The following is a 24,957-nucleotide window of genomic DNA, read 5'->3' on the forward strand; positions in this document are numbered from 1 at the left end:
ATGCTTTCAGATGAACTAAAAACACAAATTCAACTTGCATACCGAGCATCCTTGGATGCGAAGTCCCATAAACCAAGGGCTGGACAGCGCCAAATGATTGGTGCGATTGCTCGTACCTTAGGTAATATAAAACGAGGTTCAGAAGGTGAGCGCCTTGATGAGAAGCATGTTGCTGTAATTGAAGCAGGAACAGGGACAGGCAAAACCTTGTCTTATTGCCTTGCAGCTATCCCCATTGCAAAAGCACGCGGTTTAAAATTGATTATTTCTACTGCCACTGTGGCTTTGCAAGAGCAGATTTTGCATAAAGAGCTGCCAAATCTACTTGAACATACGGATTTGTCATTTAAGTACACACTCGCTAAAGGTCGAGGTCGTTATCTTTGCTTAAATAACCTTGAAGGCTTTTTAGGTGCTGAAGAACAGGCTATCGAAGATATGTTTGCGGGTCTATTTGAGCAGCACCTTCACTCAGATGACGTCAATACTGTTCTTTACCAAGAAATGGATGCTGCGTTATCAAAAGGTGAATGGGATGGTGATAAAGATAATTGGGCTGGCATAGTGCGCGACCAGGATTGGCGGCGTTTAACAACCGATCACCAGCAATGTACCAACCGTAACTGTGCTAATTATTCGGCTTGTCCTTTTTTTAAAGCTCGAGCTGAAATCGAAGTGGCGGATGTTATTGTTGCTAACCATGACTTGGTGCTTGCAGATTTGTCTTTAGGTGGCGGCGCGATTCTTACTCCACCAAAGGAAACGATCTATGTCTTTGATGAAGGGCATCATCTTCCAGACAAAGCCATTGGGCATTTTCGCCATGAGGTTCGTTTGCAACAAAGCATTACTTGGTTGCGACAATTGGAGAAAAATCTTGTTAATCTTAAGCAAGAGCTAACCGATGATGTGAGTCTTACAGGGCAGCTTTTGCTAAAAATCCCACAGCAAATACAAAGTATTGTTAACTTTATTCAATATGCGCAACAAGGCTTGGCTCCTTATATTCAGGGGTTAGGCTTAGACCAAGAAAACAATCAACATCGGTTTGAATTTGGTCAGGTACCTGATGAATTACGTCAGTTGGCATACAGTTTACAAACGTCATACCAAAAATTATTTAATAACATAGAAAGCATTCAAGACGAATGTAAAAAAACCAAACAAAATGAAGGTATGGGTGTGACGACCGAAACAGCAGAAACTTGGCAGCCTATTTTGGGGGTTGTTTTGGGACGTCTGGAGCAATGTGTTGGCTTGTGGCGACTGTATTCAACTGTGGATGATCAAAATTATCCTCCTAATGCGCGTTGGTTAGTTTTGTCGGGGCAAGGCATGGAGCAAGATATTGAACTAGGCGCTTCTCCAATACTCGCAGCTAATACATTGAGGCAGCAGCTTTGGGATAAATGCTTTGGTGCTGTGGTGACATCGGCAACATTAACAGCATTGAATCAATTCCATCGCTTTAATATGCGCTCTGGGGTACCGCGGGAAAGCGAATATCTGCGTGTTTTAAGCCCTTTTGATTTTAAAGAGAATGGCCTTTTGGTTGTGCCTGATATGGAGCATGAACCCAACCGTGTCGAGCAGCATACGGCTGAAATAGTGCGCTATCTTGATGAGCATGTTGATACAAAAAAAGCCAGTTTGGCGCTGTTTTCGTCACGCCGTCAAATGGAGGAGGTGGCAAAATCACTTTCTTCTGACTTGCAGGAAATATTACTAATGCAGGGAGAGCAATCTAAGCGCGTTATTTTAGATTCTCATAAAGCAAAAATAGATGAAGGAAAAGGAAGCCTATTGCTAGGGCTGGCAAGTTTCGCTGAAGGGGTGGACCTTCCAGGAGACTATTTAACCTGTGTTTATATAGCTAAGATTCCATTTGCAGTGCCCGATGACCCAGTTGAAGCGACCTTGGCTGAATGGATAGAAAAGCGTGGTGGTAATCCATTTATGGAAATTACCATTCCTGATGCGTCTTTACGCTTAGTTCAGGCAACAGGGCGGCTATTGAGAAGCGAAAGTGATAAAGGTGAAATTCATATCTTAGATAAACGATTACGCACCAAGCGTTACGGTGCTCAGCTCATTAATAGTTTACCGCCATATCGCTATCAGTAATGTAAATCAACAAACCGTAAGCAAGGGGTGATAAAACCGTATCATTTAGGTACACTCCTTGCACTGATAATTAACCTCAAAACATAATAGAAGCGTATAGATTCCAATATGGAAAACCAAAATCAAGAAGTGCCATCAGAAACCTCTACAAAACCTAAGCGTACTCGTCGTCCTAATAAGCGCCCAAAAAGCAGCAATGATGAATCAAGCCGTTCAAGTCAAGCCAATACAAAAGCAAATAATGTGACAGATACTGCTGAAAAAACAAAAGGCCATATTTGGTCGATTGACGATTTCCCTGTTGCTGAAGTAGAAGGTAAATTGCGTTTCCATGATTTAAACCTTCCAGACCGAGTTATTAAATCTATCTCTGAAATGGGCTTTGAGTATTGCAGTGAAATTCAAGCTGAAACTTTACCTATGACATTGCTAGGCTATGACATTATTGGTCAAGCTCAAACAGGTACAGGTAAGACGGCTGCTTTTTTAATTGCAATGATTAGTGATTTTCTTGATTACCCGCTTGAAGAAAAGCGAGCAAATAACTTTGCCCGGGGTTTGATAATTGCGCCAACTCGTGAATTGGCCATTCAGATCGCTGATGAAGCCATTAAACTAACGTCCAATTGTCACTTAAATGTTGTGACCTTGGTGGGTGGGTTAAGCTACGAGAAGCAAAAGATTGCTCTGGAAACCGAGAATGTAGATATTCTGGTCGCAACGCCAGGTCGCTTATTGGACTTTGCTCGTAGCCGAAAAGTGCAATTAGGCAAAGTAGAGTGTTTGGTTCTTGATGAGGCTGACCGCATGCTCTCTATGGGGTTCATTCCTGATGTGAAAAGCATTATTCGTATGACACCACATAAAGAAACAAGACAGACCATGCTGTTTAGCGCGACTTTCCCCAAGGATATCCAAGCTTTGGCTCAGCAATGGACTTACTTCCCTAAAGAGGTGTCTGTTGTGCCAAAAGAAGCGACTAACAAGAATATAGATCAAGTTATCTATACTGTAGAAGCAGACCAAAAATGGCCAGTGTTACAACAATTGATCGAAAAAAATGGTGGGCAACGTACTATTATATTTGCTAACCGTCGTGATGAAACGCGCGATCTTTATGAACGCCTACGTAAAGCCAATATAAACTGCGCAATTTTATCTGGGGAAGTCGCCCAAGATAAGCGTGTGAAAACTTTGAAAAACTTCAAAGATGGTGTTATTCAAGTGCTTGTTGCAACCGATGTTGCAGGACGCGGTATTCACGTGGATAACGTGGAGTTAGTTGTTAACTACTCACTACCAGAAGATCCAGAAGATTACGTACATCGTATTGGTCGTACTGGCCGTGGCGGTGAAACGGGAAAATCCGTTAGCTTCGCTAGCGAAGACGATGCTTTCATGATTCCTGAAATCGAAAGGGTTGTTGGCGAAAGTATCCGCTGTGAGTATATGGTCGATACATCGCTATAAACATCGCTTAACTTTTAAGTGAGATAAGATGAATTTAGAGCACCACTTTGCAAGTTTGGGAGAGGCGTTTTCTTCGAAAACTCTCATCCAGCCACTCCATGAGCAGCGATTGGTAGAATTTAATCAATCGCTCGCTACATTTCTGTCTATCGATATCAAATCTACTGAAACCAAGCGTATTTTAAGTGGTGAAGAACCATTACCTTCTAGCCTGAGTATGGTTTATGCAGGTCATCAGTTTGGCGGTTTCTCACCTCAACTCGGTGATGGACGAGGCGTTTTGTTAGGTGAGGTTCGTGGTCTAGACGGTCTTTTATATGACTTACATATGAAGGGTGCTGGTCCAACACCATATTCCCGTCGTGGGGACGGGCGTGCAGTTTTACGCTCTTGTATACGAGAGTATTTGGCAAGTGAGGCGATGGTAGCTTTGTCGGTGCCTTCCTCTCGCGCTTTGGCTCTGTACGATAGTCGTGAAGCGGTATATCGAGAAACGCCGGAAGCTGGCGCCATGCTACTTAGAACTTCACAAGGTCATATCCGCTTCGGTCACTTTGAGTACTTTTTTTCACAAGGTAAGCAGGAAGAGCTCGATCAGCTTATAGAATATTGCCTTAAGCATTATTATCCAGACAGCCTAAAGTCAGAGTCTCCATTAGAGGACATGTTAACCGAGGTGGTTAAACGCACGGCAAGAATGGTAGCTAAGTGGCAGTCAGTTGGATTTCAGCATGGTGTGATGAACACGGATAACTTTTCTTTTACTGGCGAGACCATAGATTATGGTCCGTATGGCTTTATGGAAGATTATGAGCCTAATTGGGTGTGCAATCACTCTGATCATGAGGGTCGCTATGCATTTTCTCGTCAGCCAGGTGTAGGGCTATGGAACTTGAACTGCTTGATGCGCTGTTTTTCAAAACACCTTGAGAGAGATCAGCTGATTGCTATCCTTCAGTGTTATGAGCCAGAGCTTCAATCTCATTATGATGTCTTGATGATGCAGAAAATGGGGTTAAGCTCAGTTGAAGTGCTGCATGAATTATTGCCTCCATTGTTATTGATTTTAACAGCTGAAAAAATGGATTATACGATCTTCTTTCGCCTTTTAAGTCATCTTGAGAAAGACAACTTCAACCCCTTGTTGGATGAAGTGGTTGACCGTCAGCGCTTGTCCCAGTGGCTTAAACGTTACCAATCGGCAAGATTGTCTGAATCTACTAATTGGGAACAGGCAGGCCATGAAATGCTGCAGGCAAATCCAAAATTTGTCTTGAGAAACTACTTGGCACATGAGGTCATTTTGGCGGCAGAGCATGGAGATTATTTACCATTCCGACGTTTGTTAAATGTGCTTAATCAGCCATTCAATGAGCATCCAGAGTCAAATGCTTTGGCTCAAAGGGCCCCTGACTGGGGTAAGTCTTTAGAAGTTAGTTGTTCGTCCTAGTATTATTTGACGATTTTCAAAAAGAGAAATAATCATAATGAAGCATTCGGTTTGTGTGTTAGGTGGTGGTAGTTTTGGTACAGCATTGGCGAATATCATGGCGAATAATGGCCATCAGGTTAGTCAGTGGATGCGTAATGAAGAGCAAGTAGAGGAAATCAATTTAACAGGATTAAATAGTCGTTATTTACCTAATGCACCATTGCACAGAGAATTACTAGCGACAAGCAACCTTGAGCAGGCTATTCGAGAAAGTGATACGGTCTTTGTATCAATTCCATCAAAGTCATTTGAACAAGTTGTGCAGCGAATAGAGCCATTATTGACTGCTGATAAAATTTTAATTAGTACTACTAAGGGGTTTAATCCAAATCGTTTTGAACTTATGAGCGATGTTTTGCGTCGAAACCCTATCACGCAAAAAATTGGCGTTTTGAGTGGACCTAATCTTGCTAAGGAAATCGCTGCTGGGCAGATGACTGGATCAGTTATTGCTAGCGCCGATGATTTAGTTCGCCAACGTGTTATAGAGTTGCTGAAGTCCCCAACTTTTCGGGTTTATGAAAATCGCGACTGTAAAGGGGTAGAGTTAGCTGGAGCATTAAAGAATATCTATGCCATTGTTTGCGGACTTGCTAAAGCAATGAACGTTGGTGAAAACACGATGTCGATGATAATGACTCGCAGTCTAGCTGAAATGAGTCGCTTTGCGGTGCACTTTGGTGCAAACCCAATGACTTTCTTAGGGTTAGCTGGAATGGGAGATTTGATCGCAACTTGTACTTCACCACTAAGTCGAAATTATCGAGTCGGCTTTGCTATTGGTTCTGGAGAAAATCTAGAAGAAGCGGTGGGCGGCATTGGTGAGGTGGCCGAAGGTGTAAATACATTGAAAATGGTGGTAGAAGAAGCCCATAAACATGGTTTGTATATGCCACTTGCGGAAGGTCTTTCTAAATTATTGTTTGAGAATGCCAAGCTAGAATCATTGATTGGATCAATGATGACAGGTGAACAAAAATGGGATGTCGAATTTGCGACAAATGAGGAGAGTGACAATGTCTAAGCCAGGTTATGCCGATCAGGGATTTTGGTTTCGTGTTATTTTTATGTTGTTGTACTGGGTTGTATTGAATATTGCTGTGACGGTATTCGGGGTGCTGCTGATAGTGGTGAGCCTGATTAAACTTGGCTCTAAGCACAAGCCAGTTATGCTCTCGTCATGGTTGAGCCGCTTGGCTTCATTTATCCAGCAAATTTTTTCGTTTATGGCTTATAAAACTGAAGAAAAGCCGTATCCGTTTCAACCTTGGCCGTATGTAGAGGCGGATGATGAAGCTTAAGCGCTTATACGTCTTACGTCATGGTAATGCCCAGCCTTATGGCTACGACCTTGATGAGCGTAGGGAGCTAACTGAGCTTGGTGTGGCAGAAGTTAAAATGGCGGCACTTGCTTTTAAATCAAGAGCGGAAACATTAGATGTGGTTTTGGTTAGCCCTTACGTTCGCGCTCAGCAAACGGCTAAAGTGTTTTTATCAAGCCTTGATGTATCGGTCGAACAACAAAACTGCCCTTTGATTACACCGGATGGCCGTTGTATGGATGTAGCGCTTTGGTTGAACGAGCAGCCTTACGAGTCTATTTTATTGGTAACACATCAGCCTTTCGCTCACCAATTTGTTGACTTTTTAGTAGATGAGCCATTGCCGGTTAGTTTTGCTATGACAACAGCGGCTTTGGCTTCTGTTGAAGGTGAGCTATTTGCGAATGCTTGCTGTCAGTTTCGTTGGAGTGAGTCTCCTTCGTAACAATCTTCTCGAATTATTATTATCGGTAAAGATAGAATTTCTATGGGAAATGAAATTGTTTATAAGCTGCCGCATACCGAGTTATCTGGTATGCAATGGTTGCCAAAGAAGACATCTGATCTAAAAATATTATCACTTCATGGGTGGCTGGATAACGCTGCTAGCTTTTCGAATTTATCACCTCATTTATCTGACTTTTCCCATGTGGCATTAGATTTTGCTGGGCATGGTTTATCTTTGCATCGTCCTGCCGGCAGTTTTTATCACCTGTGGGATTATGTGTTAGATGTTGTGTCTATACTGAATCAATCAAAGCAAAGTGTTTGGTTAATCGGTCATAGTATGGGGGGCGCTGTGGCGATGTTGGTGGCAGCTATAGCTCCTGACAAAATTCGCGGTTTAATAATTTTAGATAATATGGGGCCATTAAGTGGCAGCCCTGAAAACCGTGTTGCAACCATGCAGCGTGCTATTAATAAAATGTCCAAATATCGTCATGGCAGAGAAACTAGTTACCCGACAAAAGAGACCATGATAACGGCTCGAATGGAGGGTTTTACCTCTATTTCAAACGGTGCTTCTAGGCTGTTGGTTGAGCGAGGAGCTAAACAATCCGCAGATGGTGCTTGGTCTTGGCGCCATGACGGTAAATTGACTTTTCCGTCTCCTTTGCGAATGGATGAGGCTAGTGTAGAAGCATTCATTCAAGAAATTAAATGCCCAACATTGGCTCTGGTTGCAAAAGGTGGAATTTATCAAAATGACCATCAATTAGTTGAAAAGCGAGCTGCTCAATTTCCATGGATTAAGTTGAAGTGGCTAGAGGGAAATCATCACTTTCACCTTGAACCGGATAGCTGCTTTTCTGTAGCAACTGAAATTCAGCGGTTTATTGACCAAAACTAATACGTTAGTACATCCTGTTTAGGGTGATAGGAAGGTTATATGGTTAAGTTTCGTGGGATTCTTTGTTCTTTATTGTTAGCTAGTAGCGCTTCTTTTGCTGCTTTATTAGATATCGAGCCTTATCGTGATGCTCAACTAGTTAAAAGTTATTCTAAAGCTGAGGAGTTGGTTGAAATACCTCTTAGTAAAATACGCAGGGCAGGCAGTGGCTGGGAGCCTGAGTCGGTTATCCGCCTAAAAGGAGACTATTTTTCTTCTTTGTATAAGGTTAATCGAAACGCGCTTTTACCTGATGTGTATGAACACTACCGGGAACAAATGCTATTAGATGGCCGTACTGTTTTGTTTGAATGTGAAAGTCGCAGTTGCGGTAGCAGTAATGCCTGGGCAAATAACTTTTTCAAGGACTACTTATTGTATGGGGCAGACCAAAGTCAGTACTTATTAGTCGTTCAAAATCAACAGGATATATATCAGGTTTTGTATCTTAATCGCCGAGGCGCTGGTGATGTGATGATTCGCTTAGACGAAGTTAAATCAACAGAGGCACAAGATACAGAGTTGAATATTATTGCTCAGATGGATGTTCGAGATATTCCTCGTATTCGTCGTTTTATTAATGACTTACCGTCCGGACAAAATGTCGTTGGTTTTGTCACCAGCGAAAAGAGTAATATTTTTAGTGCAATAGAGGCTGGTGATAGGCTAATTTCAGAGGTTTCTGCTGGAATTGGCGAGCGTCTACAATCAAGAGTGCGTTTTATTAATCTTGCGGATCTTGGTCGTGAAGCTCTTGGAGTAAACCGAATTTCCTTTGTTTATGTTCGTCGTTAGGTGGTAGTTGTGAGTTCAAAAAAAGGGACAATTGCTCTTGTCTTAGGGAGTGGTGCGGCTCGTGGTCATACGCACATAGGTGTTATTCAGGCTTTTGAAGATCGTGGTTATGAGATAATCAGTATTTCAGGTTGTTCGATAGGGGCTATAGTTGGCGGTGTATATGCGGCAGGGAAGTTGTCCGAATATCGCGAATGGGCAGAGTCATTAGATCGAATTAACGTTCTGCGCTTATTAGATATGTCGCTTTTAAAAGGCGGCTATGTAAAGGGAGATCGCTTTTTTGAAAAGATCCAGGAAATCATAGCTACTCCAACTATAGAATCACTACCCATAGATTACACATCCGTTGCTGTTGACCTCCTGAATCAAAAGGAATTCTGGTTCCAGAGGGGGGATTTAATCAGCGCTATGCGAGCATCCTCAGCAATACCGTCACTTGTTTCCCCTGTCGAGTTTAATGGCAGAATGTATGTTGATGGTGGCGTGTTAAACCCTTTACCCATTATTCCATCCGTACCTGCTGGTGCGGATTATATTGTCGCTGTCGACCTTAATGGTCCTGCGGAAGTTTTACTTGATAAGACGGCAGAGCAGGATTCTACAGGCCCTGCTTGGTGGCTTAGTACAAAGGACTTCTTCGCAAAAGGTAAGGAGCCAGATAAGGCTAAATACTCTCCTGAGAGCTGGGGGCGTCTACAGACAATTAATATGATGTTTGAGACGATGCAAGAATCGTTAACTCAATACAAGTTGGCGGGCTATCCGCCAGACTTGTTAATTTCTATTCCGAAAGACGTTTCTGGATTCTATGAATTTTGGCGAGCAAAAGAGTTAATCGAATTTGGTTATGACGTTGCCTTAAAAGCGATTGATGGACTTGAGTCGCCGATATCAAGCTACCATTCGTTTCCAAAAGGTTATTAAGAAATCGGATTAACCCCGGCTTTCCTTAGAAAGCTAGATAGCATAATAAGTGGGAGGCCTATGAGGCTAGTAGGGTCATTGCCTTCCATCTTTTCAAATAAGCAGACTCCCAATCCCTCACATTTGAAGCTTCCAGCACAGTCTAGCGGCTGTTCAATAGCGACATACCGACTGATTTCCTGATGCGTTAAATGTCTGAAGTAAACATGGAATTCATTCAATTCGTATTGATATGTTTTATTTTCTTGGTCGAAAAGACAAAGCCCTGTTAGAAAACTGACCTTCTGTCCGCTAAATGAAGTGAGTTGCTTTATTGCGTTTGCTTCAGTATGAGGCTTTCCTAGAACTGTTGAATTCAGTACTGCGATTTGATCAGAGGTAATGATTAAGGCGTTTTCAGTTGAATCTAGTGCTAAACGTTCCTCATGAACTGCTTTTGCTTTTGATAGTGTTAGCCGCTGAACTAGGTTTTGGGCTGATTCTTGAGCCAAACGGCTTTCATCTATGTTTGGAGAGTGGCATTCAAAATGTAGGTTTAATCGCTGTAAGAGCTCCTTACGATAAGGAGAGGAAGACCCTAAAATAATTTTTTTGAGCATTGTTTTTCGGCCATTTTGTTCAAGTTTGACGGCATTTTACTTTTTTTTCTCTCGAATAGCTTAAATTTCTAAAAAAAGCCACTTTAAAGTCACTTAGACTTTGACAAAAAGGGTCCTTGGCAATATTATTCCCCGCCATGTTGAATGACTCATTACCTAAATATTTTGACCCTCGAAAGTACGCTCATAATGAGATGTCTTTCGAAGGGAACGTGCCCCTTAATGAATTTAAGGAGCTTTGTGCTATATTAGCCTCTGATGAGGGTAATGCATTTATTCATCTAGACTTTAGAGTTGATGAGGATAGGCGTTATATTGCTACCGGATCATTAACAGCTCAAGTGCAGGTTGTATGTCAGCGTTGCATGGGGGCAGTTTCCCATGATTTGGCTTTAGATTTATCTCTTGGCTTTGTCTATGACGAAGATCATGCGAAGAATCTACCGGAAAGTTACGATCCTGTTGTCATGACCGATGGTGAAGTAATTTTAGCAGATATGGTAGAACAAGAAATTATACTTGCCCTACCAATTGTCGCTTATCACGAAGAAAGTGGTTGCAACCCAACAGCTGTAAAGTATGCCTCGTCTACCGATGACGCACCGGATGACGAAAAACCGAATCCATTTAGTATATTGGCCCAATTAAAGGCCAAGTAAAGTTAGGAGCTCCAAAAAATGGCAGTACAAAAAAGTAAAGTTACTCGTTCACGTCGCGGTCAGCGTCGTTCACACGATGCCTTGACTGGTCCAACTCTTTCTGTAGAAAAGACAACTGGTGAACTTCACCGTCGTCACCATATTTCTGCAGATGGTTTCTACCGTGGCCGTCAAGTTATCACCCCTAAAGGTGAGTAACTAAGATACCCATGATCAGGGTAGCTTTAGATGCTATGGGCGGGGACTTAGGTCCCCGCATTGCATTAGATGGTGCGGTAGAGATACTCTCTCGCCATCATGATGTATTTATTACTGCGTATTATTCTCCTTATTCCGGCCTGGAACTTCCTGCAACCCATGAACGCTTATCTCTGATTTCTTGCTCTGATGTTATTGATGGAGACGAAGAAATAGTCTTGTCTTTATTCAAACGGCGCAATAGCTCACTCTATCAATCATTGAATGCGCTGAGCCAAAAATCATCAGATGTGGTTGTGACGCTTGGGAATACTGGCGCTATGGTTGCTTTAGCTCGACACATATTAGGTGTGCTGCGACCAAAACTGTATCCGGCTTTAATTCGCGAATTGCACTCGAATCCTTTACGCTGCTTAGTGGATTTAGGAGCAAATGTTCATTGCCCTCCCTCAATGTTGGTTGGCTTTGCTGAATTAGGTGCAGCTTACATAGAAGCGTTGAGCGATGAAACGCCTGTAGTGGGTCTATTGAATGTTGGAGTTGAAAGTTCGAAAGGCAGCGCGGTAATACGTGAAACAGATAGGTTACTGATAAGCAATAAATGGTTGACTTATTTGGGCTACGCTGAAGGCACAGAGTTATTTGAAGGCGATAAAAATGTTATCGTGTGTGATGGCATGGTAGGTAATGCTGTTCTAAAGGCATCTGAGGGACTCTTATCCTTTATGATGGGTAAGTTTAAGGAAATTAATGGAGCCTCATCACTGTTTGAGACTTTTTACCAAACTGAACGCAGGCATGGAGCCTGTCTAGTCGGTGTGCGTGGCAATTTGGTAAAAGGTCATGGTCGTTCTGATTTGCAAGCTATGATTGGTGCGATTGAATATGGAATTGATATTGCGCGAGCTGACTTATGTTCTGCTATAGAAGCGCGTCTTTGTAATGAGGAAGTAAAATGAGCAATAAATTAGCTTTTGTTTTTCCTGGGCAGGGTTCTCAGCAGTTGGGGATGTTGGCAGATTTGGCGGAGAAACACGAAATAATAAAGCAAACTTTCGTTGAGGCATCTAATGTACTTGGTTACGATTTATGGGACCTTGTACAAAATGATGCAGATAAACTAAGCCAAACAGACAAAACACAACCGGCTCTTTTAACTGCTAGTGTTGCTTTATGGCGTCTTTGGGGCCAGCAAGGTGGCGCTAAGCCTGCTTATGTTGCTGGACATAGCTTGGGTGAATATTCAGCGCTAGTGTGTTCTGGTGTTATTGCATTTGCTGATGCAGTTGAGCTTGTTAAGTTACGTGGTGAATACATGCAGCAAGCTGTACCAGCGGGTGAAGGTGCAATGGCTGCCATTATTGGTCTTGATGATGATAAAGTGGTTGCCGCTTGCGAAGCGGCGTCTGGTATCGTTAGTGCGGTGAATTTCAACTCTCCTGGACAAGTTGTTATAGCAGGTCATGTTGCAGCTGTTGAGTCGGCAATGGTTAATGCAAAAGAAGCTGGTGCTAAGCGTGCATTACCTTTGCCTGTCAGCGTGCCTTCTCATTGTGAATTGATGATTCCTGCTGGCGAAAAGCTGGCTGGAAAACTAGAATCGATCGTATTCAATAAACCTGACTGTGTTTTAGTTCAAAATGTCAGTGCGCAGGCTGTTTCTGATCCTTCGGTCATTAAGGCGAATTTGGTCTCACAGTTGAGCGAGCCTGTTTTGTGGACTCAATCTGTCATGCATCTTGCTGAATTAGGTGTCACAACTACGATTGAATGTGGGCCAGGCAAAGTGTTGAGCGGACTTAATAAGCGTATAGTAAAAGGTTTGGATGCGTCGTCTTTAGGTGATGCTGCTGGATTCGAAGCAGCGTTGTCTGCTTAATTATCGCTTTATATTTATTTGTATATTAAAAAGTTGGAGACAAGCATGAGTCTTGAAGGAAAAATCGCTCTAGTCACAGGAGCTACTCGTGGTATTGGTAAGGCGATAGCCACCACACTGGTCGAGCAGGGTGCTACTGTAATCGGCACGGCAACCAGTGAATCTGGCGCTCAAAGCATTAGCGACTATTTAGGTGCTAATGGTAAAGGCTGGGTGTTGGATGTATCCTCAAGCGACTCCGTAGACGCTGTGATTAAAGAAATCACTGCAGAATATGGCGCGCCGACAGTATTGGTTAATAATGCAGGCATTACTCGTGACAACCTAATGATGCGCATGAAAGAAGATGAATGGGATCAAGTGATCAACACCAACTTAACTTCCGTTTTTCGCGTAACAAAAGCTTGTCTACGTGGCATGACTAAAGCAAAATTTGGTCGTGTTATTAGTATTAGCTCTGTTGTTGGCTCTATGGGTAATGGTGGCCAAACAAATTATTCAGCAGCTAAAGCTGGCTTAGAAGGCTTTAGCCGCTCTTTGGCTGCTGAGATAGCTTCTCGTGGCATCACAGTAAACTGTGTCGCTCCAGGCTTCATTGAAACAGATATGACTAAGGTGTTACCGGAAGAGCACAAGGCTAAATTGGTCGAAAAAGTGCCTTCTTCGCGTCTTGGTCAACCAGAAGAAATTGCAGCAGCTGTTGCATTTTTGGCGTCAAATGGCGCTGCTTACATCACCGGTGAAACATTACATGTCAATGGCGGTATGTATATGTCGTAATTTGAGTTGAATTTTATGTTTAATTCAACGAAAATACGTCTCCGGTTCATGTCGAGAATCATACCTTTTTTTAGGTGATCGAATTTTTATAATATGCTCACACTGAGCTGTTAATGAGTAGAGTAGGAACTTCTAATGAGTAGCATTGAAGAACGCGTTAAGAAAATCGTTTGTGAACAACTAGGCGTTAAAGAAGAAGATGTTGTTGCTTCAGCATCTTTTGTTGATGACCTAGGTGCAGATTCCCTAGATACAGTTGAGCTAGTAATGGCTCTTGAAGAGGAATTTGATACTGAAATTCCTGATGAAGAAGCTGAAAAAATCACTACCGTACAAGCAGCGAACGACTACATCAACGCTAACTTGTAAGATATTGGTGAACTGAGTTTTCCGAAAAGCCGCTTGTATTCATTACAGCGGCTTTTCTTATTAATAGCTCTTAACGAATAAGAGCGATTTGCTGGAGAAACCTTATGTCTCGTCGTCGGGTAGTAGTCACAGGAATGGGAATGGTGACACCCCTTGGCAATAATGTGAAAGATACGTGGGATAATATCTTGGAAGGCAAGAGTGGTGTGTCAGAAATCACCTCTTTTGATGCTAGCCAGTTTTCCACTCGTTTTGCGGCTCAAGTAAATAATTTTGATGCGACTCAGTATATGAGCGTGAAAGAAGCTCGCAAGATGGACCTTTTCATTCAATATGGCATTGCAGCTGCAGTACAAGCGTTGGACGATGCCAACCTTAATGCTGATACAGCGGATTTAAGCCGCGTAGGGTGTGCTATAGGTTCAGGCATCGGTGGATTACCGATGATTGAAAAAAATCTAGAGCTATTGAATGAATCTGGTCCGAAACGTATTTCTCCTTTTTTTGTGCCAGGCGCGATTATCAATATGATTTCTGGTCATGTGGCGATTCGTTTTGGTTTTAAAGGACCAAATATATCCATCGTTACAGCATGTACGACTGGTACTCATAATATTGGTATGGCAGGTCGGATGATCGCATATGGCGATGCCGATGTAATGATTGCTGGCGGTGCTGAAATGGCGATTACACCTTTAGGCATCGGTGGTTTTGGTGCCGCAAGAGCGCTATCAACACGTAATGATGACCATAAAACAGCAAGTCGTCCGTGGGACAAAAACCGAGATGGTTTTGTTATGGGTGACGGTGCTGGTATTCTGATACTAGAGGAGTATGAGCACGCGGTTGCTCGTGGCGCCACTATTTATGCAGAACTTGCAGGTTTTGGCATGAGCGATGATGCATATCATATGACGGCACCTCCAGAAAATGGTGAAGGTGCAGTTTTAGCTATGAATGCAGCCCTAAAAGATGCGCATCTAACCGCTCTTGATGTAGATTACATTAATGCTCACGGCACCTCTACACCCGCAGGTGATTTGGCAGAAACGCAAGCTGTGAAAACTCTAATGGGTGATGATGCTTCTGATGTGGCTATTAGCTCAACGAAATCGATGATAGGCCATCTATTGGGCGCTTCTGGCGCAGTAGAGTCAATATTTTCAATCTTAGCTATCCGTGATCAGGTTGCACCGCCTACGATTAACCTTGAAGAGCCTAGCGAAGGCTGTGATCTGAATTATGTTTCAGGAACACCGCAAAAACGCAAAATAGACGTTGTTCTTAACAATTCGTTTGGCTTTGGTGGCACTAATGGAACACTAGTCTTTAAGAAAGTTTCTTAAAGACTAGTTAGGTTTTTAGCCCAGCATCACTACTAATGAATCTGGTTAGGTAGACCACGTAAAGTGTTGATCTCTTTTGAAATGTCGTATTGTTTGTTTTGACTGTCGAGCTCGTATAGGTGGTCTTCTAATTGTTGATATAATGCTATCTCCTCGTCACCAAGAAAGTGCAAGCATTCTCCACCTACAAACCACAGTAGCTCGCGTTTTATTAAAGGGACGAGGTTTGCGTAGCAACGAATGAAACGCGATAATATCTCTTGAGCATCAAACGTATAATCATGAGTGTTTTCCTGAATTTTTTTTGTCAGGTCATCCCACTTACCTAAGAAGTCTAATTCTTCTTCTGCCAATTCTGGCTGATTAAAGGGATCATGTTCTGCGATTCTTTGGCGTAAATCTGCAAAGGCGTCAAGTATGTATTGTGTGCGTGATTCCACGTAAAACCCTATTCAAGTAAGTAACTATATTAGTCGGCAATGCCGTATGAGAATTTCAATTATGACATATGCAATCGAAATTAGTGACCTTAAAAAACGTTATGAAGGTGGATTCGAAGCCTTAAAAGGTATTGATTTAAAAGTTGAAAAGGGAGATTTCTTTGCGTTACTAGGTCCTAATGGTGCAGGAAAATCTACCACTATCGGCGTTTTATGCTCCTTGGTTAATAAAACATCTGGCAGTGTGTCCATTTTTGGCAACGATATTGATAAGGATTTTGCAAAAGCTAAGAAGTTTCTTGGAGTCGTACCGCAAGAATTTAATTTTAATGTCTTTGAAACTGTGTTTAATGTCGTTGTAACACAAGCAGGCTTTTACGGCATTACTAGAGCGGTTGCTGAAGAACGTGCCGAAAAATATCTTAAGCAGTTAGATTTGTGGGATAAGAAGGATGCGCAATCTCGCATGCTTTCTGGCGGCATGAAACGCCGCTTGATGATAGCAAGGGCGCTGATACACGAGCCAGAAGTGCTTATTTTAGATGAGCCAACTGCCGGCGTTGATATCGAATTACGCCGCTCTATGTGGGAATTTATTAAAAAACTGAATGAGCAAGGTACGACAATAATCTTAACAACACATTATTTAGAGGAAGCTGAGCAGTTATGTCGAAATATTGCCATCATCAGTGCCGGTGAAATAGTTGAAAACACCAGTGTTAAAGCATTATTGAAAACTCTAAATCAAGAAACCTTTATTTTGGATCTTGATACTAGCTTACCAGCAAATTGGTCTTTGCCTGGCTTTAACGTTGTGGTGAGTAAAGATGCAACGACGCTGGAAGTAGAAGTGGTCAAAGGGCAATCGATTAATGTGATATTTAAAGCACTAGATGACATCTCTATTAATGTCGTTAGTATGCGCAATAAGTCAAACCGACTCGAAGAGCTCTTCGTGAAACTAATTAAAGGCTAACAAGATGAAAAACTCAGAAATTTGGGTCGCATTTTACACCATCATTGTAAGAGAAATACGCCGCTTTACTCGTATATGGCCGCAAACATTACTGCCTCCAGCCATCACTATGTCATTGTATTTTGCTATTTTTGGCAATTTAATAGGTGATCGGATTGGTGAAATGGGTGGATTTAGCTACATGCAATACATTGTTCCAGGTCTAATCATGATGTCCGTGATCACTAACTCCTATTCGAACGTTTCATCATCGTTCTTTTCTGCAAAGTTTCAGCACAGCGTGCAAGAGTTGTTGGTGTCACCGACGCCAAATTGGGTGATTTTATTGGGTTATACCTTGGGTGGTGTTGCGCGTGGCTTATTCGTCGGCCTAATTGTTACCATACTGTCTCTGTTCTTTACGCATTTAGCCTTAGAGAATTTATTTTTAACCATTCTAGTTGTGAGTTTAACCGCTGTAATGTTTTCTCTTGGCGGCTTTGTAAATGCAATATACGCAAGAAGCTTCGATGATGTTTCGATTGTCCCTACTTTCATACTCACGCCATTAACTTATTTGGGCGGCGTGTTTTATTCTATCGATTTATTGCCTGACTTTTGGCAATCTGTTTCGATGTTGAATCCTGTTCTGTATATGGTTAATGCATTTCGATATGGCATCCTTGGCGTTTCTGATATTAACGTGTATTGGGCTTTAGTGATTGTGAGTGTATTTATTGTTGTGTTGTTTGGATTCGGTCTACGTTTGCTCAATCAGGGCAAAGGTATTAGAAGTTGAGGTAGTGTTATATGGGCTTTTTACCCTTAGGTCAGCAAACAGAATATGTTTCTGAGTACGATGCAGGGTTGCTTTATCCCATTGCGAGAGTGGATAAATGGACTGAAATGGGCATTGAGTCCGAACGCCTTCCATTCTATGGGGAAGATGTTTGGAATGCATATGAGCTTTCATGGTTAAACTTGAAAGGCAAGCCTATTGTTGCCTTGGCTGAGTTTCGCTTGCCGTGTGATTCACCCAATATTATCGAGTCTAAATCATTCAAGTTGTATTTAAACTCGTTAAATCAAATGCGTTACGAATCACCAGAAGAAGTTCAGGCCATTCTAGAACGTGATCTTTCTCATGCTGCTGAAGCTGAAGTAACCGTCATTATTCGTGATGTTGATTCTATGTCATCCTTAGTTGTATTAACGCCTGACTACTGTATAGATGATTTAGATGTTGATGTGACGGAGTATCATCCTAATGCTGGACTTTTAGCAATCGATGATTCTATGGGCATTGTTGAAGAGCGATTGGTGAGTCATCTTTTGAAATCAAACTGTCCTGTTACCAATCAACCGGATTGGGGTTCAGTATTTATTGATTACAAAGGGTCCAAAATTGACCATGAAAGCTTACTTAGATATGTAATTTCATTTCGTGAGCATACGGATTTTCATGAGCAATGTGTAGAGCGTATTTTTATTGATATCATGCGCCACTGCCGTCCTGAAAGTTTGACGGTATACGCACGTTACGTGAGACGAGGTGGCTTAGATATTAATCCCTATCGTTCATCAGCCCCAGTTGTCCTGGGAAATGATCGTTTAACTCGCCAATAAGCCCTTTACTACGAGAAGAAAAAAGCCACATGACTATTGAGTCATGTGGCTTTTTTTGTAACTAATCTTACATCTTTAAAAAAAGCAATTTGTGAGACTAAATTACATGGAGCTTAGCTGTTTTTTAACTGTATCTAAAGCTGGTTGACCTGTGAAAGTCGTAACACCTTCTAGCCACTTGTCCAGCACTTCAGGATGTGCCTTTATCCAATCGGCTGCTGCTTTTTCTGGCTTTTCTTCAGAGGCGATTATTTCGTTCTCCATAGTTAAGCCAAATTCGAGGTTGCTAAGCAACTTACCAACGTTCGGGCATTCATCACTATACCCTTTGCGTGTTAATGTTCTAATTGTTGCACCACCATAATTCGGACCAAAATATTTGTCACCGCCACTTAAATATTTCAGATCATAATTCACATTCATTGGGTGTGGTTCCCAAGCAAGAAAAACGATAAAGTTATCGCGCTTTATAGTTCTAGAAACTTGAGAAAGCATGGCTTGTTCACCAGATTCTACAACCTTCCAATCACCAAGGCCGAAGTCATTAGTATCAATCATGTTTTGGAGCTTTTGATTAGCCGGTGCGCCTGCGTCAATGCCATATACACGTTGACGAAACTCTTTTCCAAATTTTGATAAGTCAGCAAAATCTTTTACGCCTGCTTCATAAACGTACTCAGGTACTGCTAGGGTAAATTTTACGCCTTCCAAGTTCGTTCGCACTACATCTAAATCGTTCTTGTATTTATCGATAAATGCAGATTGAGCTGGCATCCAATTTCCCATGAATGCATCAATTTCACCATTCTTAATGCTTTCAAAGCCAACTGGAACACTTAGTAAATACACCTGTGTTTCATATCCCATTGCTTTAAGTAGGGTGGTTGCTACGCCATTAGTTGCACCGATGTCAGTCCAACCTGGATCGCTAAGAGTCACTTTTTGGCATTGCTCTGGCTCTGCAGATAAGGCGAAGCCACTACCAATAAGTAGACTTGCCATGGTGATGGTTTTTAGACCTGTGCTACCGAAAGAAAGTGCTTTCATTTTTTGCTCCTGTTGTGATGATCATTATTAGTATGTTTACTCTGCTTTAGGGAAGCGTGATCGACTCTCCAAATCGTCTAAATCAATATGATTTCTCATGTACATTTCGCTGCTATCAAATATAGGTTGATGATCCCACGGTAGTTTTTTGCCTACATTCATTGCTTTTACTACCAAACGACGGCGACGCTGACTGGTCAAAACATCTTGTGTTAATGCATCTGAGTCCCATCGCTCAAGAGCTTCTTGTCTGAAACTGTGAAGGATTTCTTGGTATTCTGGATTGGTAGCTAGATTGGTAAGTTCATCAGGATCTTTGTCTAGATCAAACAATTGGTCAGGGTCTATGTGGCAATGAACATATTTGTATTGGGCGCGACGTATCATGAATAAAGGCGCTATGGCACCTTCACCAAAATATTCACCAATGACCTCGTTATGGCCACTAGCTTGTCCTTGTATATGAGGCATTAAGCTTCTACCTTGAATGGGCATGGCGTATTTATGATCTGATAAGTTTGTTGCCATTTCAAGAAAGGTTGGCAATAAATCCATAGTAGACACCGATTCTTTAACTCGTTTTGGTGTGAAGCGTTTAGGGGCGTGTACTATCATTGGAACACGCGCAGAGCCTTCAAAGAAAGACATCTTGTACCAGAGGTTTCGCTCACCAAGCATGTCACCATGGTCTCCAGAGAAAATAATAATCGTATTTTCGTCTAAGCCGGTTTCTTTCAGCGCTTTTAAAAGCATACCAACTTTATCGTCTACATAACTTATAGCGCCATAATAAGCACGACGTGCATTACGTACTTGCTGCTCAGTAAGTTCTTGGTCATGATAAGCATACACTTCTTGTAAGCGTGCAGAATGAGGGTCTTGTTGACCTTTAGGGATGTTGATTCTGGGCAGATCTATTTCATCATCACTGTATCTATCCCAATATTCTTGTGGAATCGCATAGGGGTCGTGAGGGTGGGTCATAGAAACGGTTAAGCAGAATGGTCTGTCTTGCTCTCTTCTTACGTAATCGTACAAATAGCGTTGAGCATGGAAAACCACTTCATCATCAAAATCCAATTGATTGCTCCGTACACAGGGTCCGGCCTGGGTAACAGAAGACATATTGTGATACCAGGTGGGGCGTGTAGTTAAATCATCCCAATTTGGGAACCAGCCGTAATCTGCTGGATAAATATCCGTTGTGAGCCTTTCCTCAAAGCCATGAAGTTGATCTGGGCCGCAGAAGTGCATTTTTCCAGAAAGTGCTGTTTTGTAATTTTGAGCACGTAGATAGTGAGCAAATGTTGGGATGTCAGCTGGAAAATCTGCTGCATTATCATAAGCGCCTATTTTACTAGGTAGTTGTCCTGTCATTAATACATATCGTGATGGAGCACAAAGTGGGCTGTTGCAATAAGCAGAGTCAAATACAACACCTTGCTCAGCAAGCGCGTTCAGGTTTGGTGTTTTCACTATGGTGTTGCCATAAATGGGAAGAGCAGAGGTTGTAAGTTGATCTGCCATAATAAATAGGATATTTGGTTGTTTTTCTGACATGATTATCTCTAATGCATAAAAAGTGAATGAGAGGCAAATACAGATAAATTGCCTTGTTTTATAAAGATTGCGCTATCGAAAACTTGTTGTAAACTGACTGAAATTTTATACATGGGATAAGTTAAGATTATGCTAGATGATTCTGACCTTCCGCCTCTGCAGTCACTTGTCGTTTTTGAAGCCTCAGCAAGACTGTTAAGTTTTACTGCGGCGGCACGTGAGCTTGGCACCACTCAGCCAGCAGTAAGTCAACAAATACGGGGGCTAGAAGAGTCTCTTGGGGTTACCTTGTTTGATCGAATATATCGTGGTGTTGTGTTAACCGATGCTGGTTATGTTTTGCTAAAAACGACACAGTCTAGCCTCAGAGATTTACGAGATGTATTGCAAAAAATTAAACAAAAGCCCAAGACACAGCGAATTACAGTTGCTACGGATTTTGCTTTTGCGGCTTTTTGGTTAATGCCGAGACTGCCAGAATTTCGCAGATTACATAAAGATATTGATATTCGAATTCAAACATCGCAATCAGAAGTGGATTTAGTCTCACTGGAGGCGGATGTGGCCATTCTATTTGGAGGAGGGCAATATCAAGGCTATTACAGTGAAAAGTTATTGCCAGAAGTTGTCTATCCAGTGTGTAGTCCAAAACTGTTTAGTGAATTTTCTGGATTTAATAGTCTGGCGGATCTAGTGTCAGCACCACTTTTAAAGCTAAATGCAGATATGGGACAACAGTGGGTGGATTGGGAGCAATTATTTCAACTCAATGATTCCCTCTGGCAGCCTTCAGAGTCAGTGATGGAATTTGATAATTATACCTTGCTGGTACAGGCTGCCATTTCTGGACAAGGGGTTGGTCTGGGTTGGTCTCCCTTGTTAGATGATTATATTCAAAATGGTGTATTGGTTTCATTACCACACTTTACCGTGGAATCTGACAATGGCTATTATATTGTTTTATCAAAACAACACGCCCCAAGTGCTGCTGTTTCAGACTTTCTTGAGTGGCTGAGAACTTGATTTACGATAAATAAAACCACCAGAAGGCACCAGCAAAGCAAAGTGATAAGGGCAGAGAAATTAGTATCATAAGCGCGATTTCATCAGTTGGTCCTTTAAACTTAATAGCTAACATATAACTGATTACGGCAACTGGCATTATGCTTAGTACAATTAACACCGAGCTTTCTAAGTGTGTTAACGGAAATAAACTAACAATCAGAATTGCGCTTAAGCCTCCAATAAAAGGCCGAAATACTGATAAAACAGTTGCTCGGTATACCTTATTACCCTCTTGAATTGAGAGGTTGCTCAGAGACTTACCCAACAGCATTAGCATAATAGGCAAAGTGATGTGGCTGAGCATGTTCAGCGTATTCATTAATGGCGTAGGTAAACTAATGTTGAAGCTTAATAAAAAAGCACCAACTACTAAGGCTATGACAGGGCCATTTTTTAGTAATTGTTTCACACTATAAGAGCCGGACATAAATCCAACACCCAAGGTAAAATGGCTAATTTGAACAACCGATGATATTACTACCGCAATAGCCATTCCTTCTGTACCAAATAATGCATAAGCAATTGGAATGCCTAGATTGCCTGTATTTGGGTTAACTAAAGGGGCGAGATAAAATTGTGTTGGTAGCTTTAGTATTTTTAAAAAAATAAAAGAAATCACCCCAGCTACAACCAATACAGAGGCTGTAGCGCTAATTATTTTGAGCATGCTAAAAACTTGCATTTGCATCGATAAAACAGAGTAAAGCAGTAAAGCAGGCAAGCCTAAATTGGATACCAAAGCACCCAATGACGGACTTTCTAAATAGTCGGTTTTTTTGCCAAGGAAAAATCCTAAACAAATAAGCAACAGAATAGGGGTGAGCGAACTAGCCAATGCCGACAGCATATAAATCCTTACAGACACGTGTTTATCTATGAATTTTTACTGGCGCTCATCTTAAAGCCTTCTATTAAATAGTGCACCAACGCTTTTACTCTGAGGCTGATATTTCTTGACCGAGGGTAAAGTAAAGTGACATCAGAATGAGCTATATGCCAGTCAGGTAGCAGCTCTATCAAGTGGCCAGACTCAATATCTTCTTTTACGTAATACGCTGGCTGTCTAGATATCCCTGCTCCTTCTAGGGTTGCCTGCTTAACAACGTGACCGTTTGAGCATTTCAGCTTTCCTTGAACTGGTAGGTCGTATTTTTCTTTACTAGTAGCGTGGGTGAATAGCCAGCGCTTTACTGATCCATTAATTAATCCATGTTCAAGCAAGTCTTTAGGGCTTTTTGGTTCGGGTCGGGTTTTAAAGTAGGTTGGGCTTGCCACAAGGTGATTTGTATACTGGGTAAGCTTTCGGCCAATTAGGTTTGAATTGATCAAGGCTCCCATTCTTACAACAAGATCATACTGTGATTCGATCAAATCTTCTCGAGTACTAGAGAAGCTAAGCTCAATTTCTATCTTAGGGTTTTCATGCATAAACTGAATCAACATTGGCGCCAGTATTTTTTCTCCAAACATCCCACCCACGGAATTAATTCTGATTTGGCCACCAATACTTGAATGAGCGTTTTGAGCAGACAATACGGCATGCTCTAGTTGGTTAACACCTTGACGCGACAATTGATAAAAGGTTTCACCTGCTGGAGACAAAGAAAGGGAGCGAGTGGAGCGATAAAGAAGCTGAACGCCCATTTCTTTTTCTAAACGGCTGATGATTTGTGAAATGCGTGCTCGGGAAAGGTTAAGCTGCTCCGCTGCTTTTGAAAAGCTCTGTGCCTCTACAACCGTTAAAAACTCACGTATGCCTTCTGGAAAATGTGTATTCATACTGTTAAGCCTTGTTAAACAATGAGTTCAATATATCGATAATTATAAACAGTAAAAAGGCCCGTATAGTAGAGCTATTCACTATAAATTGAACTGTAGGAGTATTTATGAAAACGAGGGCGCTAGGTAAATCTGGATTCGAAGTATCAGAAATTGGTTTGGGCTGCTGGCAGCTTGGTAATGATTTTGGACCAGTGGAAGATGAAGAAGCGACAAAGATACTGCAAACAGCAACGGGTGAAGGTATTCACTTTTTTGACACAGCAGATGTTTACGGTGGCGGCTTAAGTGAGGAAAGAATAGGCCAATGGCGAAAAACATTGAGTAAACCGCCAATAATCGCCACTAAAGTCGGTCGCAATGGTGAACTTTATCCAAATGGTTACAGTAAGGTCAAAGTAAAACAAAGCTTGCAGGCTTCTGCTAAACGTTTGGGAGTCGAAGCAATCGATTTGGCTCAATTGCATTGTGTGCCTCGTGATGTCTTGTTCTCAGGTGATATATTGGCATGGATGGAGGACTTAAAACAGGAAGGTGTTATCAAGCACTTTGGCGCCAGTGTAGAGATGCTAGATGAGGCGATGTTTTGCTGTGAGCATGCTGAACTTGCCAGCTTACAGATTTTGTTTAATGTATTCCGTCAAGACGCAGTTGATTCATTGTTGCCGTTAGCTGAAAAAAATGATGTCGGTATCATTGTGCGTTTACCATTAGCTAGTGGATTGCTGACCGGTAAAATGGGGCTTAACCACACATTTAATGCGCATGATCATCGTTCATATAACAAAGACGGTGCGGCATTTCACGTAGGTGAAACCTTTAATGGTATTCCTTTTGAAAAGGGGGTTGCGTTAGTGGAAGCGCTTAAAGAAAAACTACCTGAAGATCAAAATATACTGGATGTGTCTCTGCGTTGGATTTTAGATCAACCGCAAGTTTCAAGTATTATCGCTGGAGCGAGTCGCTCCTCTCAAGTGATGCGCAACGCTGCAGCATCGAATTTGCCTCCTTTAAGTAAAGAGTTACATAGCTTGTTAGCGGATTTTTACCGTGCAGAAGTTAGAAATGAGATTCGAGGTGGTATTTAACTTTAATATAAAGAATGGCGCGATCATTATTGCGCCATTCTAGTTGT

General features: G+C 41.9%; 27 protein-coding genes. 21 read left to right on the forward strand and 6 right to left on the reverse strand.

Features of this window, described 5'->3' with window-relative positions:
- From dinG to JSY38_RS00045, 9 genes are all read left to right on the forward strand, one after another.
- A complete protein-coding gene (gene dinG, locus JSY38_RS00005; protein WP_114411959.1) occupies positions 1–2,124 on the forward strand; it encodes an ATP-dependent DNA helicase DinG in 2,124 nt (707 codons plus the stop codon).
- Between the two features lie 108 nt (positions 2,125–2,232).
- Positions 2,233–3,594 carry a DEAD/DEAH box helicase gene (locus tag JSY38_RS00010; RefSeq protein ID WP_205114634.1) on the forward strand — a complete coding sequence of 454 codons (1,362 nt, stop codon included), beginning with the start codon at positions 2,233–2,235 and terminating at the stop codon, positions 3,592–3,594.
- A gap of 28 nt (positions 3,595–3,622) precedes the next feature.
- On the forward strand, positions 3,623–5,044 hold the full coding sequence (locus tag JSY38_RS00015; protein WP_114411961.1) for a protein adenylyltransferase SelO: 1,422 nt from the start codon (positions 3,623–3,625) through the stop codon (positions 5,042–5,044).
- A gap of 37 nt (positions 5,045–5,081) precedes the next feature.
- Complete coding sequence (locus tag JSY38_RS00020; RefSeq protein WP_239544073.1) at positions 5,082–6,110, forward strand: NAD(P)H-dependent glycerol-3-phosphate dehydrogenase; 1,029 nt, start codon at positions 5,082–5,084, stop codon at positions 6,108–6,110.
- A complete protein-coding gene (locus tag JSY38_RS00025) occupies positions 6,103–6,387 on the forward strand; it encodes a DUF4389 domain-containing protein (protein ID WP_114411963.1) in 285 nt (94 codons plus the stop codon). The genes JSY38_RS00020 and JSY38_RS00025 overlap by 8 nt, the downstream gene beginning before the upstream one ends.
- A complete protein-coding gene (sixA, locus tag JSY38_RS00030; protein ID WP_114411964.1) occupies positions 6,374–6,853 on the forward strand; it encodes a phosphohistidine phosphatase SixA in 480 nt (159 codons plus the stop codon). The genes JSY38_RS00025 and sixA overlap by 14 nt, the downstream gene beginning before the upstream one ends.
- A 42-nt stretch (positions 6,854–6,895) precedes the next feature.
- The gene (locus JSY38_RS00035; protein WP_239544076.1) at positions 6,896–7,759 is read left to right on the forward strand and encodes an alpha/beta fold hydrolase; all 864 of its coding nucleotides are present in this window, start codon (positions 6,896–6,898) and stop codon (positions 7,757–7,759) included.
- A gap of 39 nt (positions 7,760–7,798) precedes the next feature.
- Positions 7,799–8,593 (forward strand): DUF4892 domain-containing protein, encoded by a 795-nt coding sequence (locus JSY38_RS00040; RefSeq protein WP_205114636.1) that lies wholly within the window; start codon positions 7,799–7,801, stop codon positions 8,591–8,593.
- Positions 8,594–8,602: 9 nt separating this feature from the next.
- Positions 8,603–9,520: a patatin-like phospholipase family protein gene (locus tag JSY38_RS00045; RefSeq protein WP_114411967.1), complete on the forward strand. Its 918-nt coding sequence runs from the start codon at positions 8,603–8,605 to the stop codon at positions 9,518–9,520.
- Here the strand turns inward: JSY38_RS00045 and JSY38_RS00050 are convergent.
- Positions 9,517–10,119, reverse strand: a complete 603-nt coding sequence (locus JSY38_RS00050) for a Maf family protein (protein ID WP_114411968.1) — start codon at positions 10,117–10,119, stop codon at positions 9,517–9,519. The genes JSY38_RS00045 and JSY38_RS00050 overlap by 4 nt on opposite strands.
- Before the next feature lie 116 nt (positions 10,120–10,235).
- On the opposite strand from JSY38_RS00050, the gene JSY38_RS00055 reads away from it, so the two are divergent.
- The 7 genes from JSY38_RS00055 (at position 10,236) to fabF (ending at position 15,350) form a co-directional block, all read left to right on the forward strand.
- On the forward strand, positions 10,236–10,778 hold the full coding sequence (locus JSY38_RS00055) for a YceD family protein (protein WP_239544078.1): 543 nt from the start codon (positions 10,236–10,238) through the stop codon (positions 10,776–10,778).
- 18 nt (positions 10,779–10,796) lie between these two features.
- Entirely contained in the window at positions 10,797–10,976 is a 180-nt protein-coding gene (gene rpmF / locus JSY38_RS00060) for a 50S ribosomal protein L32 (RefSeq protein WP_072839128.1), read from the forward strand.
- A gap of 11 nt (positions 10,977–10,987) precedes the next feature.
- On the forward strand, positions 10,988–11,935 hold the full coding sequence (locus JSY38_RS00065) for a fatty acid synthesis protein (RefSeq protein WP_205114638.1): 948 nt from the start codon (positions 10,988–10,990) through the stop codon (positions 11,933–11,935).
- Positions 11,932–12,855 carry an ACP S-malonyltransferase gene (fabD, locus tag JSY38_RS00070; RefSeq protein ID WP_114411971.1) on the forward strand — a complete coding sequence of 308 codons (924 nt, stop codon included), beginning with the start codon at positions 11,932–11,934 and terminating at the stop codon, positions 12,853–12,855. Before JSY38_RS00065 ends, fabD begins: the two co-directional genes overlap by 4 nt.
- Positions 12,856–12,900: 45 nt before the next feature.
- Entirely contained in the window at positions 12,901–13,635 is a 735-nt protein-coding gene (gene fabG, locus JSY38_RS00075; RefSeq protein WP_205114640.1) for a 3-oxoacyl-ACP reductase FabG, read from the forward strand.
- Between the two features lie 135 nt (positions 13,636–13,770).
- A complete protein-coding gene (gene acpP / locus JSY38_RS00080; RefSeq protein WP_012069834.1) occupies positions 13,771–14,004 on the forward strand; it encodes an acyl carrier protein in 234 nt (77 codons plus the stop codon).
- Positions 14,005–14,108: 104 nt separating this feature from the next.
- A complete protein-coding gene (fabF, locus tag JSY38_RS00085; RefSeq protein ID WP_114411973.1) occupies positions 14,109–15,350 on the forward strand; it encodes a beta-ketoacyl-ACP synthase II in 1,242 nt (413 codons plus the stop codon).
- A 32-nt stretch (positions 15,351–15,382) separates the two neighbouring features.
- Here the strand turns inward: fabF and JSY38_RS00090 are convergent, their stop codons facing one another.
- The gene (locus JSY38_RS00090; RefSeq protein ID WP_114411974.1) at positions 15,383–15,790 is read right to left on the reverse strand and encodes a PA2817 family protein; all 408 of its coding nucleotides are present in this window, start codon (positions 15,788–15,790) and stop codon (positions 15,383–15,385) included.
- A gap of 61 nt (positions 15,791–15,851) precedes the next feature.
- Here JSY38_RS00090 and JSY38_RS00095 point away from each other — a divergent pair, with 61 nt between their 5' ends.
- The 3 genes from JSY38_RS00095 to queF are packed head-to-tail and all read left to right on the forward strand — an operon-like array spanning position 15,852 to position 18,371.
- Positions 15,852–16,766 carry an ABC transporter ATP-binding protein gene (locus tag JSY38_RS00095; protein WP_114411975.1) on the forward strand — a complete coding sequence of 305 codons (915 nt, stop codon included), beginning with the start codon at positions 15,852–15,854 and terminating at the stop codon, positions 16,764–16,766.
- Positions 16,767–16,770: 4 nt separating this feature from the next.
- Positions 16,771–17,544 carry an ABC transporter permease gene (locus JSY38_RS00100; protein WP_114411976.1) on the forward strand — a complete coding sequence of 258 codons (774 nt, stop codon included), beginning with the start codon at positions 16,771–16,773 and terminating at the stop codon, positions 17,542–17,544.
- A gap of 11 nt (positions 17,545–17,555) precedes the next feature.
- Positions 17,556–18,371: an NADPH-dependent 7-cyano-7-deazaguanine reductase QueF gene (queF, locus tag JSY38_RS00105; RefSeq protein WP_205114642.1), complete on the forward strand. Its 816-nt coding sequence runs from the start codon at positions 17,556–17,558 to the stop codon at positions 18,369–18,371.
- A 102-nt stretch (positions 18,372–18,473) separates the two neighbouring features.
- Here queF and choX read toward each other — a convergent pair whose 3' ends face one another.
- Complete coding sequence (gene choX / locus JSY38_RS00110) at positions 18,474–19,418, reverse strand: choline ABC transporter substrate-binding protein (protein ID WP_114411978.1); 945 nt, start codon at positions 19,416–19,418, stop codon at positions 18,474–18,476.
- Between the two features lie 36 nt (positions 19,419–19,454).
- Positions 19,455–20,978, reverse strand: coding sequence for a choline-sulfatase (gene betC, locus JSY38_RS00115; protein WP_205114644.1), 1,524 nt, complete (start codon positions 20,976–20,978; stop codon positions 19,455–19,457).
- Positions 20,979–21,107: 129 nt separating this feature from the next.
- Between betC and JSY38_RS00120 the strand changes: the two genes are divergently transcribed.
- Positions 21,108–22,001: a choline sulfate utilization transcriptional regulator gene (locus JSY38_RS00120; RefSeq protein ID WP_114411980.1), complete on the forward strand. Its 894-nt coding sequence runs from the start codon at positions 21,108–21,110 to the stop codon at positions 21,999–22,001.
- 1 nt (position 22,002) lies between these two features.
- Here JSY38_RS00120 and JSY38_RS00125 read toward each other — a convergent pair whose 3' ends face one another.
- Both JSY38_RS00125 and JSY38_RS00130 read right to left on the reverse strand, forming a co-directional pair.
- On the reverse strand, positions 22,003–22,890 hold the full coding sequence (locus JSY38_RS00125; protein WP_114411981.1) for an AEC family transporter: 888 nt from the start codon (positions 22,888–22,890) through the stop codon (positions 22,003–22,005).
- Positions 22,891–22,916: 26 nt separating this feature from the next.
- The gene (locus JSY38_RS00130) at positions 22,917–23,822 is read right to left on the reverse strand and encodes a LysR family transcriptional regulator (RefSeq protein ID WP_114411982.1); all 906 of its coding nucleotides are present in this window, start codon (positions 23,820–23,822) and stop codon (positions 22,917–22,919) included.
- 107 nt (positions 23,823–23,929) lie between these two features.
- Between JSY38_RS00130 and JSY38_RS00135 the strand changes: the two genes are divergently transcribed.
- On the forward strand, positions 23,930–24,910 hold the full coding sequence (locus JSY38_RS00135; RefSeq protein ID WP_205114646.1) for an aldo/keto reductase: 981 nt from the start codon (positions 23,930–23,932) through the stop codon (positions 24,908–24,910).
- The last annotated feature ends 47 nt before the right edge of the window (positions 24,911–24,957 follow it).

It is taken from the genome of Marinomonas foliarum, assembly GCF_016906065.1.
Classification (GTDB): Bacteria; Pseudomonadota; Gammaproteobacteria; order Pseudomonadales; family Marinomonadaceae; genus Marinomonas; species Marinomonas foliarum.

What these genes read in the sequence shown, in the direction of transcription:
- JSY38_RS00100 (WP_114411976.1), top strand. Translation starts at nt 16,771, where the DNA reads ATGAAAAACTCAGAAATTTGGGTCGCATTTTACACCATCATTGTAAGA.
- JSY38_RS00040 (WP_205114636.1), top strand. Translation starts at nt 7,799, where the DNA reads ATGGTTAAGTTTCGTGGGATTCTTTGTTCTTTATTGTTAGCTAGTAGC.
- JSY38_RS00035 (WP_239544076.1), top strand. Translation starts at nt 6,896, where the DNA reads ATGGGAAATGAAATTGTTTATAAGCTGCCGCATACCGAGTTATCTGGT.
- rpmF (WP_072839128.1), top strand. Translation starts at nt 10,797, where the DNA reads ATGGCAGTACAAAAAAGTAAAGTTACTCGTTCACGTCGCGGTCAGCGT.
- fabF (WP_114411973.1), top strand. Translation starts at nt 14,109, where the DNA reads ATGTCTCGTCGTCGGGTAGTAGTCACAGGAATGGGAATGGTGACACCC.
- JSY38_RS00120 (WP_114411980.1), top strand. Translation starts at nt 21,108, where the DNA reads ATGCTAGATGATTCTGACCTTCCGCCTCTGCAGTCACTTGTCGTTTTT.
- acpP (WP_012069834.1), top strand. Translation starts at nt 13,771, where the DNA reads ATGAGTAGCATTGAAGAACGCGTTAAGAAAATCGTTTGTGAACAACTA.
- JSY38_RS00010 (WP_205114634.1), top strand. Translation starts at nt 2,233, where the DNA reads ATGGAAAACCAAAATCAAGAAGTGCCATCAGAAACCTCTACAAAACCT.
- sixA (WP_114411964.1), top strand. Translation starts at nt 6,374, where the DNA reads ATGATGAAGCTTAAGCGCTTATACGTCTTACGTCATGGTAATGCCCAG.
- JSY38_RS00130 (WP_114411982.1), bottom strand. Translation starts at nt 23,822, where the DNA reads ATGAATACACATTTTCCAGAAGGCATACGTGAGTTTTTAACGGTTGTA.
- fabD (WP_114411971.1), top strand. Translation starts at nt 11,932, where the DNA reads ATGAGCAATAAATTAGCTTTTGTTTTTCCTGGGCAGGGTTCTCAGCAG.
- JSY38_RS00015 (WP_114411961.1), top strand. Translation starts at nt 3,623, where the DNA reads ATGAATTTAGAGCACCACTTTGCAAGTTTGGGAGAGGCGTTTTCTTCG.
- dinG (WP_114411959.1), top strand. Translation starts at nt 1, where the DNA reads ATGCTTTCAGATGAACTAAAAACACAAATTCAACTTGCATACCGAGCA.
- choX (WP_114411978.1), bottom strand. Translation starts at nt 19,418, where the DNA reads ATGAAAGCACTTTCTTTCGGTAGCACAGGTCTAAAAACCATCACCATG.
- JSY38_RS00125 (WP_114411981.1), bottom strand. Translation starts at nt 22,890, where the DNA reads ATGCTGTCGGCATTGGCTAGTTCGCTCACCCCTATTCTGTTGCTTATT.
- queF (WP_205114642.1), top strand. Translation starts at nt 17,556, where the DNA reads ATGGGCTTTTTACCCTTAGGTCAGCAAACAGAATATGTTTCTGAGTAC.
- JSY38_RS00095 (WP_114411975.1), top strand. Translation starts at nt 15,852, where the DNA reads ATGACATATGCAATCGAAATTAGTGACCTTAAAAAACGTTATGAAGGT.
- betC (WP_205114644.1), bottom strand. Translation starts at nt 20,978, where the DNA reads ATGTCAGAAAAACAACCAAATATCCTATTTATTATGGCAGATCAACTT.
- JSY38_RS00135 (WP_205114646.1), top strand. Translation starts at nt 23,930, where the DNA reads ATGAAAACGAGGGCGCTAGGTAAATCTGGATTCGAAGTATCAGAAATT.
- JSY38_RS00050 (WP_114411968.1), bottom strand. Translation starts at nt 10,119, where the DNA reads ATGCTCAAAAAAATTATTTTAGGGTCTTCCTCTCCTTATCGTAAGGAG.
- fabG (WP_205114640.1), top strand. Translation starts at nt 12,901, where the DNA reads ATGAGTCTTGAAGGAAAAATCGCTCTAGTCACAGGAGCTACTCGTGGT.
- JSY38_RS00025 (WP_114411963.1), top strand. Translation starts at nt 6,103, where the DNA reads ATGTCTAAGCCAGGTTATGCCGATCAGGGATTTTGGTTTCGTGTTATT.
- JSY38_RS00065 (WP_205114638.1), top strand. Translation starts at nt 10,988, where the DNA reads ATGATCAGGGTAGCTTTAGATGCTATGGGCGGGGACTTAGGTCCCCGC.
- JSY38_RS00020 (WP_239544073.1), top strand. Translation starts at nt 5,082, where the DNA reads ATGAAGCATTCGGTTTGTGTGTTAGGTGGTGGTAGTTTTGGTACAGCA.